Origin of the sequence: Streptomyces enissocaesilis (assembly GCF_039533765.1) — a bacterium.
Classification (GTDB): Bacteria; Actinomycetota; Actinomycetes; order Streptomycetales; family Streptomycetaceae; genus Streptomyces; species Streptomyces enissocaesilis.
In genome coordinates, this window is the sequence record NZ_BAAAUD010000034.1 from 1 (window position 1) to 12,011 (window position 12,011).

The following is a 12,011-nucleotide window of genomic DNA, read 5'->3' on the forward strand; positions in this document are numbered from 1 at the left end:
ATGCCGGGCGGCTGGAGTGTAGCGGGACGGTGGCTGGTCAGGGGCGGTCTCTTCGAGACCGCCCCTCGATCGTGCGACAGCGTCGCTGGTAGTGGCAGCGGCGGGGCAGCCTCCCTACGTGATCACTGAGCATGCTGCCGAGCAATGGGACCTGGAACTGAACGACCTCTTCGTGACCATCGGCCATCGCTTCGGCCGAGTCGAACTCCGTCGCCGCATGCGCGACTACGTACGCGGCCTGCTCGTTCCAGTAGCCCGGAAGAACAGCTGGCAGCTGGCCGAACAGGCAGGCCACCCCACTCCCGACGGCCTGCAGCATCTGCTCGCCGGTGCGAAGTGGGAGCCCGACGACATCCGCGACGACCTGCAGGAATACGTTGCCGACAAGCTCGGCGAGCACGACGGGGTCCTCATCATCGACGACACTGGGTTCATCAAGAAGGGCACCACCTCCGCCGGGGTCCAGCGCCAGTACTCCGGGACCGCAGGCCGCACCGAGAACTGCCAGATCGGCGTCTTCGCCGCCTACGCCACCACCCGCGGCCGGGCCCTGGTCGACCGCGAGCTCTACCTGCCCAAGTCCTGGACCGATGACCGGACACGCTGCCGCGCGGCCAGAGTCCCCGACGACCGGGAGTTCGCCACCAAGGGCGAACTGGCCCGGCGCATGGTGCTGCGGTCCCTTGCCTCGCCACTGCCCATCGCCTGGGTGACCGCGGATTCCGCCTACGGACAGGAGAGCCGCTTCCGCCGGCTGCTGGAACAGTCGGGCGTCGGCTACGTGCTGGCCGTGCCCAAGTCTCAGTTCACCGTGGGCTGTCCTCGCATTGAGGGCCTGTTCGCGCAGGCCCCCGACGAAGCATGGGAGAAGATCTCATGCGGTGACGGCGCGAAGGGCCCTCGTGTCTATCACTGGGCGGCGGTGCGGCTTCCGGCCGTCGCCGAGTTCGACTACCAGGACGAGGTCCCTCACCGGATGCGGTGGGCGCTGGCCCGGCGCAGCATCCGCAAGCCCGACGAGATCGCCTACTACCTCGCTTACGCCCCCTTGGAGACCGCCGTTCAGGAACTGGTGCGGATCGCAGGGACGCGCTGGGCGATTGAGGAGTGTTTCCAGGCCGCAAAGAACGAATGCGGTCTGGACCAGTACGAAGTCCGTCGCTACGTGGGCTGGTACCGGCACATCACTCTGGCCATGCTCGCGCACGCCTTCCTGGCGGCCACGGCACACCAGCCCCAGGAAAAGGGGGCGGGACCGGTGAGACAGCCGGGACCATCGAGCTCTCAGTGGCGGAGGTTCGGCGACTCCTGGCAGCTTGTCTTCCCCGGCCCCCGCACCTGCGCGGACACCGAGGCCGGCGCCACGCGGTGAGTTGGTCGAACTGGCGCCGACGACGCCAAGCAGTCGCCCGCCGCTGCCACTACCAGCGACGCTGTCGCACGATCGAGGGGCGGTCTCGAAGAGACCGCCCCTGACCAGCCACCGTCCCGCTACACTCCAGCCGCCCGGCATCGTCCCAGCTCAGACACCAAAGTCCTGCTGGAGTACTAGAGGTGCCCGCCTCCTCCTCGAACGGGATCGGGTCCTCGATCCCGGCCTCGTCCAGGACGAGGTTCTGCCGGGCGGTCGACTGCTGGTCGGTCGAGACGCGCTTGTGGACCAGGTTCGCCACCGAGGGCCCCTTCCGGACGGAGGATCGGACCCTATCTGTCGTCAAACCCTGTCAGCAATCACCATCGGATCTGATTGGATTCGAGCCGCCGTGAACCCCCGGATTGCACGGGTTCATTGGGCGCGTCGGCGACCTGTCGTCAAACGATCGTTTGACGACAGCAATGAAGTAGCAGCGCCCGCCCTGCTTTGCAGCGAGTGGGCGGGGCGGCTGTCTTCCCGAAGCTGCGGCGAGGTGACGAGTAGCTCTCTGTAGCGGATTCCGGCTGGATCGTTGACCGTGGGTGAGTGTCGGGCCGGGGAGAGTCCAGTCAAGGGTGAGGAGCGGTGCCGGGGCGGTCGTTCGTTTTACTGAACGCGATGTTCACCCACTCGTTCGTTCGTTATGGTGAACATATGGTTCATTTGAGCGAGACGCTTCGGGAAGCTGTCCAGGTCGCCACGTACCTGGATGACACGTATCTGGATCAGGCCGACACGCGGGTGATCGCCGTGGGTGAGCGGGACGGTGTGCCGTGGGCTGCCGTCGAGCACTGCCTGTTCCACCCGCAGGGCGGCGGTCAGCCTGCCGACCGGGGGTGGCTGGACGATGTGGAGGTCGTCCCGGTCCGGGACCGGGAGTCGGGGCTGGTCGCGGCGGTGGCGCCCGAGGGCGGCAAGCTGCCGTCCCTCGCGGTGGGGCAGGAGGTGCGGGCGCGGATCGATGTGCAGGCCCGGATGACGCACGCCGCGCTGCACACGGCCGGGCACCTGGTCGAGGCGGTCGGACGCCTTCAGGGGTGGGAGATGCTCAGCAACAACCACTTCCCCGGTCAGGCCCGCATCGAGTTCCAGGCGCCGCAGCCGGACGCCCGGCTGGCCGATGCGGAGGGGCGGGAGGAGGCCACCGCCGCGCTGCGGGACGCGGTGGCCGCCGCGGTCGCCGACGATCTGCCGGTCTTCGCGCGGTACGAGGGTGAGGGCCGGCGGGTGGTGCACCTGGACGCCCTGCACTGCGCGCCGTGCGGGGGCACCCATGTGCGCAGCCTCGGCGATCTGGGCGAGGTGGTCCTGCCGACGCTGAAGGTGAAGAAGGGCCGTATCAAGGTGTCCTACTCCACCACCCACCGGAGCCTCTGATGGCCGCGCCGTCTGGGTCCGGCCGGCAGCCGGTGAGCAGTACCGCGGCCGCGGTCGGCGCGAAGGTCCGTCTGCGCCGCCAGCAGCGCGGCATGAGCGCCGCGGAGATGGCCCGGCGCGCCGGGCTGAGCAAGGCCACGCTGTCGCAGCTGGAGGCCGGCAACGGTAATCCGACGATCGACACCCTGGACGCGATCGCCGTCGCGCTGCGCATCCCGATCGCGGACCTGCTGGCGCGCGACGCCGCCACCGGGCCGGTCTACCGGCCGGGCACGCCCGCCGAACCGGGCGAGGTCGCCCGGGAGCTGCTGCGCCGCATCAGCAGCGGCAACAGCCTGGAGATCTGGCGGCTGCGCATCCCGCCCGAGACGGAGCTGGCCGGCGTCCCCCACGCCACCGGCACGATCGAGCACCTGCTCATCGCCTCCGGGCACGTGACCGCCGGGCCGGTCGATGCCCCGCAGGACCTGGGCCCCGGCGACATGCTCGCCTTCGCCGGCGACGCCCCGCACTTCTACCGCACCGCTGCCGAGGCGGTGGACATCACCGTCGTCTTCGCCTCCCCCATCAGCACCTGAGCCAAGGAAGACCCACCCATGAGCACCACCACCGACGTCATCGGCTCCAACCGGGCCTTCATCAGCGACAACATGGCGGGCGCTTCGCCCGAGATAGCGCGGGCCGTCGCCGCGGCGGCGGCCGGGCACGCCCTGCCGTACGGCAACGACCCCTTCACCGGCAGCGCCCGCCACCGGCTGAGCGAAATCTTCGAACGTGACGTCGAGGTCTTCCCGGTCTCCACCGGAACCGCCGCGAACTGCCTGGGCCTGGCCGCCCTGGCCCCGCCCTGGGGCAGCGTGCTGTGCCACCCCGACAGCCACATCAACAACGACGAGTGCGGCGCGCCGGAGTTCTTCACGAACGGCGCCAAACTCGTCACGGTTCCCGGCGACGACAGCAAGATCGACCCCGACGCGCTCCGCGAGGCGGTGCGCCGCAAGGCCGGTGACGTGCACAGCGTGCAGCCATCGGTGGTCAGCATCAGCCAGGCCACGGAGAGCGGCAGCGTCTACACCCTCGACGAGATACGCCGCCTGGCCACCATCGCCAAGGACGCGGGGCTGCGCGTCCACATGGACGGCGCCCGCTTCGCCAACGCCCTGGAACACCTCGGCGCCACCCCGGCCGAGATGACCTGGAAGACCGGCATCGACGTCCTGTCCTTCGGCGCCACCAAGAACGGCGCGATGACCGCCGACGCCATCGTCTCCTTCGACCCCGCACTGGCCACCGAACTCGCCTTCCGTACCAAGCGCGCCGGCCAGCTCGCCTCCAAGATGCGCTTCCACACCGCCCAGCTCGACGCCTACCTCACCGACGGCCTGTGGCTGCGCAACGCCCGCCAGGCCAACACGATGGCCACCCGGCTCGGCGACGGTCTCAAGGCCCTCCCCGGCACCGAACTCCTGGGCAGCCCGCAGGCCAACATCCTCTTCTGCCGCCTGCCCCAGCAGACAACCGAAGGGCTCCTCGCCGAGGGCTACACCTTCTACCACGACCGCTGGACACCGGGCATCGTCCGGCTCGTCACCTCCTTCTCCCACACCCCCGAAGACATCGACCAGCTCCTGGACGCGGTCCGCCGCCATACCCGCTGACCACCGGGCCCGACCCGGCCAGGCGGCTTGGGAGAACAAGGCCTCAGCAGCAAGATCTGCCGGACGGGGCTTACTCCCGTCCGTCACCGTCGTCGTCCTCGTCCAGTTCCGGTGCGTCCGGGTCGCGCAGCGGACGCAGGGCGCCGGCGGCCGGGACGCTGGCGGTGAAGCTGTAGCGGCCGAGCAGGTTCAGATTGCGGTGCTTGAGCGGGGAGAGCCGGGCGATGTCCTCGTCCCGGATCTTGTGGCCCTCCGCCTGGAGCTGGGCGACGGCGGCGTCGATGTACTTCGTCGTCCAGAGCACGATGGCGTTGAGGACCAGGCCGAGCGCGCCGAGCTGGTCCTCCATCCCATCGCGGTACGCCTGGTGGATGGTGCCGCGCTTGTCGTGGCACACGTCCCGGGCCAGCTTGTGGCGGGACTCCTGCACGGTGAGCTGCCGGTTCATCTGCCGCCGGTAGGTGTCGTCGACCGGGTCGACCACGCGCAGCAGGTGTTCGGTCTTGGCGATCCGCCCATACTCCGCGAACGCCGACCCGAGCGGGGTCGGGCGCCCGTCGCGTCCGAACATGCGCAGCAGGTCGTAGGCGCGGACCTGGTTGGTGACCAGGGAACCGGCGACCTTCAGCATGTCCGGCCAGTGCGTGATCACCTTGCTCAGGTTCACGCGGTTGCGGGCCAGGTCTTCCAGGGCGCCGTAGCTGCCGGTCTCGACGCCGGGCATCGTGGCCCGCCAGAACCGCTGGTCGTCCAGGTCGCGAAAGCGCGGGCTGAAGTTGTAACCGAGGATCTTGAACAGGCCGAACACCATGTCGGAGTACGAGGCGTTGTCGGTGGCCACCATCTCCGGCTTCACGCCGCCGTCCAGGTTCAGCAGCGCGTCCAGGATGTGCAGGGAGTCGCGCGGGGTGCCGGGCACGACCATCTGCCCGGTGCCCGCGACCTGATCGTTGACGGCGTCGAGCCAGGTGATGCCGCGCTTAAACCCGAAGTACTTCGGCGACGGCGCCGCGCTGACCGTGCGGACGGGGACGACGAACCGCAGCCCGTCCACCGAGGCGAGCAGCCCCTCGCCCCAGAACTTCACGATGGGCACGGCGGCCTGGGCGGCGATCAGCCGCGCGTTCGCCGCGGCGATGGTGTCGGCGCGCAGGTAGTACTGGTCGACGTGCACGAGTCGGGCCCGGGTCAGCGCCTCGTAGCCCGGGTTCACCACCGGACGATCGCCTTCGCCTCCAGGTGCCGCATCACCGCGGTGAGCATCGCCGTGCGCTTGGGCTCCGCCGCCCGCTCCAGCAGCGGCGCCTTCGACCCCAGCGCGTACCGGGCCAAAGCAGCCATCCGGTTCGACGGGATCTGCGACAGCTTCAGCCGACCGAGCTGGTACGCGCCGATCTCGTCCACCCGCTCCAGCGCACGGGCGAACGCCGTCCCGGTCGTCCGCGTCGGCGGCCGGCGCAGCCGCTCCAGCTCCGAAAACCGCGAACCCTCCGGCGTCTTCAGCGTCGCCACCAGGTCACTGGGCAGCGCCGGGTCCACGCGGCGTGCGGCGCCCGCGACGGTGGCGTGCAGCCGCTTCTCCGCGACCTTCCGCGCCTCCGACACCTGCCGGGCCAGTACCGAAACCCCGGGCAGCAGTACCCGGTGGCGGCGCAGCCAGCCCACCGCGTGGTCGAACAGCGCCTTCGGGCCCTCGGCATGCGTCCACGCCCGCCCGTGCAGGAACGTACGGAACCGCCTGCCCCACTCGGCATCCTCGTAGGGGTGGTAGCCGTAGGCGTCCCGGATCTCCCACGCGTGGTCGTACAGCGTCTGACGCCGTTCGGTGTACTGCTTGACCACCGACGGGTCCTCGATGCCGAGCTGCGCGGCCAGGTGCTCGACCACCGGCCACGGCACCGCGAGCGGGTCCTCCAGGAACAGGCCGACGTACCGCACCGTGCACATCTGGAGCGCGAAGCCGAGCTGGTGGTGCTTCGTCCGCCGCAGGGCGATCAGGTCCCGGTCCACGTCGTCTAGGAAGAAGAACCGCTCCAGCTCGGGCCTCGTCGGCTCCTCGGCGAACGTCCCGTACGCCTCAGCTTGTTCATCGCTCAGAAATTCCACCGGCACGAGCCGGACCGTAGCCAGCTCCGGAGCAGGCCCGAAGGCGTTTCACCGAATCCCAGTGGCGAAGTGGATCACTGTGCTAGACGACCATGATCATTCTCACCGATAACCGCTGTACCGATGTTCCCCGAGGCCGTCCCCGCACTCCTGGCGGCCCTTTGCTGACCTGGCCGGCGGGTAACCAGATCACTGTCCTCACGCAGATGTGTCCTGGGAGTTCGGCCCAACGGGGCGCTCCAGTCTGCTCGTAGTCCTGAGGCGGGTTCCGAAGCGCTTCGGAACCACGCAGGAGAGCGGGAAGACCGCGGTGGGGGAGGGCCGAGGGCCCGCGAGCGGCAGCGGGTACGTGCCCGGCCGCGCCAGGTCGTGGACGAGAACCCGCAGACGCTGGAAGCGGCCGACCCGCTGGACTCACCGACGAGACCGGCTGCCGCCACCTGCCGGGGCATCGCCGGCCTCGTCTCCGAGCGCACCGCAAACGGCTGAACCGCAGCTCCCGGCGGGGCGGCGCACCCTCGCTCACTGTCACGCACCACCTGGCAAGCCGGCTCCTCGCCCGCGTCGCCGCCGGTCTCGTGGTCCGCGATCCGCGGAGGGGGAGGACGCCGAGGGCACGGGCGGTGCGGCACCGCACCGTGGACGGGAGCCGCACCGGCCGGAGGCGCTCAGACGGCCCCCGGGCCGGCCGCGGGGGCCGCCTGGGGCTCCTCGGTGGCGGTGGTGAGGCCGCGGGCGCCGCTGTCGAAGGCCAGGCGGATCCCGACCGCCAGGACCGGGACGGCGGCCACCGCGAAGGCCACGCGCAGGTCGCCCGTGACCAGGAGCCCCATGACCGCCAGGGAGATCGGTTCGAGGACGACCCGGGGCAGGTACATGACGCTGTTGATGCGGCCCAGGACCTCCTCGGGGGTCCGGGTCTGGATGAAGGTGGGCAGGGCCACGTCGCTGGAGTACGCCACGCCCACCCCGAGCAGGGCCAGGGTGGCGGCGGCCAGCCAGACGTTCGGGAGGACGCCGAGGAGCATGAAGGCCACGCCCTCCGTGAGCGTCATGCCGATGATCAGGATGCCCCAGCGCCGCGGCAGGCCGGTGAACACCGCCGCGATCGTCCCGGTCAGCTGGCCGAGTCCCCAGGCGGACAGGAGCAGGCCCAGGGCCATGGAGTCCTGGGAGAAGGACTTCGCCAGCGCCGGGAGGGCCACCGCGAAGAGGCCGCTGTAGCTCAGCGCCGCCGCACCGATGATCATGAGGACGGTACGGGCCTCACGGTTTTTCCGGGTGTAGCGGAGGCCCTCGACGATCTCGCTGCCGATGACCGAGAGCGGCTTGGACTCCTCGGCGTCGGACCGGCGCCTCGGCGCGGCGAGGACGGTCCAGGCGGCCACGAAGAAGGTGCCGCTGTTGAGCAGGATCGCGGCCGGGGTCCCCACCATGGCCACCAGGGAGGCGCCGAGCAGCGGTCCGAGGAACCGGGCGCCCTGCTCGCCGAATCCGACCAGCGCGTTCCCGCGCGGGATCTGCTCGGTGGGCAGCAGGGACGGCAGGATGCTGTCCTGGGCCGGCATGAAGAAGGCCTCCGCCACACCCGCGACGGCCCCCAGGGCGTACAGGTGCCACACCTGTACGTCGTCCATCACGGCCAGCAGGCCGAGCATCCCCACCGCGGTGCCTCTGACCAGGTGGGAGCAGAGCATGACCGTACGGGGCGACACCCGGTCGGTCACCGCGCCCCCGACCAGCAGCAGCACCCCGCGCGGCACCGTCTGCACCAGCAGCACCGCCGCCAGTGCCCCGGCCGATCCGGTCTCCTGGAACACCAGCCAGACGAATGCCACTTCGAAGCTGTAGTCGCCCAGCATCGACAGCGTCTCACCGCACCACACCGTCCGGAACGCGCGGTGGCGTAGCGGCAGTCGAACTTGTTCCAGCATCATTCCCTCTGCGATTTCCTGGTATGTGCAACCGTTGCATCACGGCGCGGCGACGGTGGACGGCTCCGGCGGCCCGGCCTCAGCCGGTCAGCCGGCCGGGGCCGCTTCGCGCAGCGACTTCGGCGTCATGTCCGTCCACAGCTCCTCGATCCTCCGCAGGCAGTCCTCCCGCGGCGAGGGCTCCCCGACGGTCCGCCAGCCCTGGGGAACGTCGTGATAGGTGGGCCAGACCGAGTACTGGTCCTCGTGGTTGACGACCACGTGGAAGAGATCCTGGTGCATCATTCCTCATTCCTCCTTCTCGTGTTCCTGGACAACGACGGGGGGCAGCCCGTGGCGGCCCACCCCCGCGCGGTGGAGCCGGCGCAGCAGCGGGTCCCTGATCCGCCCACGCTGGTAGTAGGACCGGAACAACCGGTCGTAGATGCCGAACCAGTTCCGGCGATCGTGCAGGAAGAGCACGTCGTGCGGTGCCATCCGGCGTATCGCGAGTACTCCCAGCGGAGCCACGGAGACCCTGAACGCCGGGTTGCGCACGGCCCGTTCGTCGCAGTGGGGGTGGAACTGACCGATCATCAGGCCGCTGTCCACCGCCTTGTTCTTCAGGGCCTCGTACTCCTGGTCCAGGGTGCGCCACCCCTCGGGCCCGGTGTCGGGGAGGGCCACCACCCGGCTCTCCAGCGAGGTGCCGGAGTGCGGGACCGGCCTCGCCACCCGGACGAAGTCCCGTATCTCGGCCTCCAGAGTCCGGTGCAGCAGTGCGCCGTCGAGGCCGTCGATCTCGTACCGGAGGCTGAACTGCACCGCGTGGTCGCTGAGGGCGGGAGGGACGAACGGGCAGACCGGACCGCGGCGCCCGAGCTCCGGATGGACGCTGCCCACGTAGCTGCGCAGCCAGTCGTCGATCCGGGCGAGGTCCCGGTCCACCCGCTTCCGGGGCTGGGGCGGTGACACCCGCACCCACGGGCCGTCCGTACCCGCCGGTGCCCGGCCCCCGGACGGCAGGGAGGCCGTCATGCCGAGCCCCGGAGCGAGGTCCGGCCGGGGCTGTCGGTCGCGGCGCGCTGGGCGCCGATCAGCCCGCACAGCTCCGCGTAGGTCTCCACGGCGTAGACGTCTGCGAACTCCAGGGCCACGCCCAGGCCGTCCCCGATGTCCTGGACCAGCCGGATCATGCCGACGGAGGTGCCGCCGTCGGCGAAGAAGTTGGAGTCCGCCGCGGGCGGCATCCCGGTGTGACGCTCCCAGGATCCGGCGACGATCTCCTCCGCCGCGGCGCGGGTGTCGCTCACCTGGCCCCTCCCCGGGCGGTGTCGGCGGTGTGCGGGAGGAACCGGGCCCGGGGGTGGGGGTGGGGGGCCAGTGCGATGGTCGGGCGGAGTCCGGTGCCCTCCGGGGGGACGTCCACGTCAAGGGTGCCGTGGCTGAGAATGGTCGCACTGGCCACCTGGGCTTCCAGCAGCGAGAACTGGCGGCCCAGGCACTGGTGCGGGCCCGCCCCGAAGGGGAAGTACTGCTGGGCGGGCGGGCGTTCGCCCAGGAACCGCTCGGGACGGAACTCCTGTGGTGCGTCCCAGAGTTCGGGGGAACGATGGATGGCCCATGTGCTGGACATGACGACGTCGTCGACTTCCAGCCGGATGCCCGCCGCTTCGAGCGGCGCGTCGATCCGGCGGAAGAGCGCCCAGGCCGGCGGGTGGAGCCGCAGCGACTCCTCGACCACGGCCCGGGTGTACGGAAGGGTCCCGGACGGCAGGGAGGGCAGGTCGGACAGCTGCCGCAGGTCCTCGGCGAGGACTTCCCGGAGCGCGCGGTCCCGGGTCTCGGGATGCGCCGCCATGTTGTGGAAGATCCAGGTCAGCAGGGTGCCCATGGTTTCCACCCCGGCGACGAACACGGAGAGCAGCTCCTCCCGCAGCGCCTGCCCGGTGTCCGCCTCCTGTCCGTCCTCGCGCAGTGCGGCGACGAGGTCGGCGAGCAGCCCGCGGCCGGTGACCGGGCAGGTGTGGCGCGCGGCGCGCTCGTCGATGAAGTCCTCCAGGACCGCGCGGTCGGCGGCGAACCTGTCGTGGTCGGTCTCCTCGACCTTCTCCGGGGCGAACAGCCGGGTGTCGAGATAGCCGACCGCGGCGTGCAGGGCGGAGGTCAGCTCGGCCAGTTCGGGTCCCGTGAGTTCCGGTTCGACGAGCCGGAGGATGATCTCGATGCTCAGCTGCTGGAATGTTTCGGCAAGATCGATGGACTGCGCCGCGGAAGGCAGCAGCTGCCGCTGTACGAAGTCCTCGGTGGCCTCGATCACCAGGCCGTGCAGCTCGGCCACCGCGCGGGCGGCGAACATCGGGCGCAGCAGGCCCCGGCGGCGGCGCCACTGTTCGCCCGAGGTGACCACGAACAGGCCGGAGCCGACCAGCTGCCGGAGCAGCTCGCGGTGGTTGCGGGAGCCGTGGGCCAGGGCCGCCGCGGCGAGTTCCGGTTCGGAGGTGACGATGAGGCGGTGCTTCTCCCCGGACCGGATGACGCAGACGGTTCCCTCCTCGTGCAGCCGCGTCATCATGTCGAGGGGGCTGGTCCTGATCTGGTGGTTGAAGCCCTCGGTGTCCAGGGAGCTGAGCGTGATGGCCGCCATCTCAGTCACGCTCCGATCCGGTGTCCTCGTTCACGGCGAAGATCTGGCCGGAGTGGTCGTCCATGACCCAGCCCTCTTCGGTGCGCACCGAGGTGCGGGACTTCTCGGCGTAGCCGACCTCGTCGTGCTGGAAGTGCCAGGCGTAAGGCGGGCGGAGCAGCCGCTGCTCCACGGGCGTCCACTCCTCGCCCGGCAGGTCGGACGGTACCGGGGCCGGTGAGCTGTGCTGCACCATGCCCGCGGTGTAGCGGCAGAAGACGACCCGCCGTTCGAAGTCGGCCACCCAGGGCCAGCTGCCATGGGTCGTGGTGTCGGCGAAGAGCACGACCGTGCCGGCCTCGACGGGCACGCGGCTCACCCAGTCCCCGGTCTTCGCCCAGGTCTGGAAGTCCTCCGGCGGCGGGAAGCTGGACTTGTGGCTGCCGGGGACCACCGCGAAGCCGCCCTGGTCGGCCAGGGCGTCGGTGAGACAGAAGGCCGCGATCATGTGGCCCCCGTAGATGCGCCCGTCCCGTACCTGGTAGGTCAGCGGCGGGTACTCCCACGGGGTGTTGCCGTTGTGCAGGATCAAGGCGCCCGCGCCCTTGCGCGCGTAGAGGACCTGCCCCTCGTCGTACCGGAGGTCGGGGCCGAGGAGCTCCTCCAGGCAGGGCAGCACCGCCGGGTGGCTGATCAGGTTCCGTACCGGCCGCGGGGTGGTGTGCAGCGGGCCGGCGTTGGCGATGAACGGGTTGTACCGCTTGAGCAGCTGGTAGCCGAGCTTGTTCTCGCCCTCCCACAGACCGTGGTTGTCGAGGGCCGCGTTGATGTCCGCGACCTCGTCCTGGCCGAGCGCGTCCGGCAGGACCAGATAGCCGCGGAGGTCGAAGAGGTACTTCTCTTCCTCGTTCATGTCA

At 70.4% G+C, this 12,011-nt stretch carries 11 protein-coding genes and 1 pseudogene; 4 read left to right on the plus strand and 8 right to left on the minus strand.

What is annotated here, in order from left to right; translation table 11 throughout:
- Nucleotides 1-118: 118 nt before the first annotated feature.
- The 4 genes from ABD374_RS15230 (at nt 119) to ABD374_RS15245 (ending at nt 4,449) form a co-directional block, all read left to right on the plus strand.
- Nucleotides 119-1,372 carry an IS701 family transposase gene (locus tag ABD374_RS15230; protein WP_425577246.1) on the plus strand — a complete coding sequence of 418 codons (1,254 nt, stop codon included), beginning with the start codon at nt 119-121 and terminating at the stop codon, nt 1,370-1,372.
- A gap of 696 nt (nt 1,373-2,068) precedes the next feature.
- On the plus strand, nt 2,069-2,791 hold the full coding sequence (locus tag ABD374_RS15235; protein ID WP_344495419.1) for an alanyl-tRNA editing protein: 723 nt from the start codon (nt 2,069-2,071) through the stop codon (nt 2,789-2,791).
- The gene (locus tag ABD374_RS15240; RefSeq protein WP_344495421.1) at nt 2,791-3,369 is read left to right on the plus strand and encodes a helix-turn-helix domain-containing protein; all 579 of its coding nucleotides are present in this window, start codon (nt 2,791-2,793) and stop codon (nt 3,367-3,369) included. Before ABD374_RS15235 ends, ABD374_RS15240 begins: the two co-directional genes overlap by 1 nt.
- A gap of 18 nt (nt 3,370-3,387) precedes the next feature.
- The gene (locus ABD374_RS15245; RefSeq protein ID WP_344495423.1) at nt 3,388-4,449 is read left to right on the plus strand and encodes a threonine aldolase family protein; all 1,062 of its coding nucleotides are present in this window, start codon (nt 3,388-3,390) and stop codon (nt 4,447-4,449) included.
- A 70-nt stretch (nt 4,450-4,519) separates the two neighbouring features.
- Here the strand turns inward: ABD374_RS15245 and ABD374_RS34630 are convergent.
- From ABD374_RS34630 to ABD374_RS15280, 8 genes and pseudogenes are all read right to left on the minus strand, one after another.
- Nucleotides 4,520-5,677, minus strand: a pseudogene (locus ABD374_RS34630) (transposase); the annotation flags it as partial.
- Nucleotides 5,659-6,561, minus strand: a complete 903-nt coding sequence (locus tag ABD374_RS34635; protein WP_425577247.1) for a DUF4158 domain-containing protein — start codon at nt 6,559-6,561, stop codon at nt 5,659-5,661. The gene ABD374_RS34635 and the pseudogene ABD374_RS34630, both read right to left, overlap by 19 nt.
- A 662-nt stretch (nt 6,562-7,223) precedes the next feature.
- Complete coding sequence (locus ABD374_RS15255; protein ID WP_344495425.1) at nt 7,224-8,489, minus strand: MFS transporter; 1,266 nt, start codon at nt 8,487-8,489, stop codon at nt 7,224-7,226.
- Nucleotides 8,490-8,576: 87 nt separating this feature from the next.
- Nucleotides 8,577-8,774: an MbtH family protein gene (locus tag ABD374_RS15260; RefSeq protein WP_344495427.1), complete on the minus strand. Its 198-nt coding sequence runs from the start codon at nt 8,772-8,774 to the stop codon at nt 8,577-8,579.
- Nucleotides 8,775-8,777: 3 nt separating this feature from the next.
- Nucleotides 8,778-9,506 carry a DUF6875 domain-containing protein gene (locus tag ABD374_RS15265; protein WP_344495429.1) on the minus strand — a complete coding sequence of 243 codons (729 nt, stop codon included), beginning with the start codon at nt 9,504-9,506 and terminating at the stop codon, nt 8,778-8,780.
- Complete coding sequence (locus ABD374_RS15270; protein WP_344495431.1) at nt 9,503-9,781, minus strand: acyl carrier protein; 279 nt, start codon at nt 9,779-9,781, stop codon at nt 9,503-9,505. The genes ABD374_RS15265 and ABD374_RS15270 overlap by 4 nt, the downstream gene beginning before the upstream one ends.
- A complete protein-coding gene (locus ABD374_RS15275; protein WP_344495858.1) occupies nt 9,778-11,115 on the minus strand; it encodes a cytochrome P450 in 1,338 nt (445 codons plus the stop codon). Before ABD374_RS15275 ends, ABD374_RS15270 begins: the two co-directional genes overlap by 4 nt.
- A 1-nt stretch (nt 11,116) precedes the next feature.
- Nucleotides 11,117-12,007, minus strand: coding sequence for a phytanoyl-CoA dioxygenase family protein (locus ABD374_RS15280; protein ID WP_344495433.1), 891 nt, complete (start codon nt 12,005-12,007; stop codon nt 11,117-11,119).
- Nucleotides 12,008-12,011: the final 4 nt, after the last annotated feature.

Excerpts from the sequence above, each read along its gene's own strand:
- ABD374_RS15235 (WP_344495419.1), top strand. The coding sequence starts at position 2,069 with ATGGTTCATTTGAGCGAGACGCTTCGGGAAGCTGTCCAGGTCGCCACG.
- ABD374_RS15240 (WP_344495421.1), top strand. The coding sequence starts at position 2,791 with ATGGCCGCGCCGTCTGGGTCCGGCCGGCAGCCGGTGAGCAGTACCGCG.
- ABD374_RS15245 (WP_344495423.1), top strand. The coding sequence starts at position 3,388 with ATGAGCACCACCACCGACGTCATCGGCTCCAACCGGGCCTTCATCAGC.
- ABD374_RS15255 (WP_344495425.1), bottom strand. The coding sequence starts at position 8,489 with ATGCTGGAACAAGTTCGACTGCCGCTACGCCACCGCGCGTTCCGGACG.
- ABD374_RS15260 (WP_344495427.1), bottom strand. The coding sequence starts at position 8,774 with ATGATGCACCAGGATCTCTTCCACGTGGTCGTCAACCACGAGGACCAG.
- ABD374_RS15265 (WP_344495429.1), bottom strand. The coding sequence starts at position 9,506 with ATGACGGCCTCCCTGCCGTCCGGGGGCCGGGCACCGGCGGGTACGGAC.
- ABD374_RS15275 (WP_344495858.1), bottom strand. The coding sequence starts at position 11,115 with ATGGCGGCCATCACGCTCAGCTCCCTGGACACCGAGGGCTTCAACCAC.
- ABD374_RS15280 (WP_344495433.1), bottom strand. The coding sequence starts at position 12,007 with ATGAACGAGGAAGAGAAGTACCTCTTCGACCTCCGCGGCTATCTGGTC.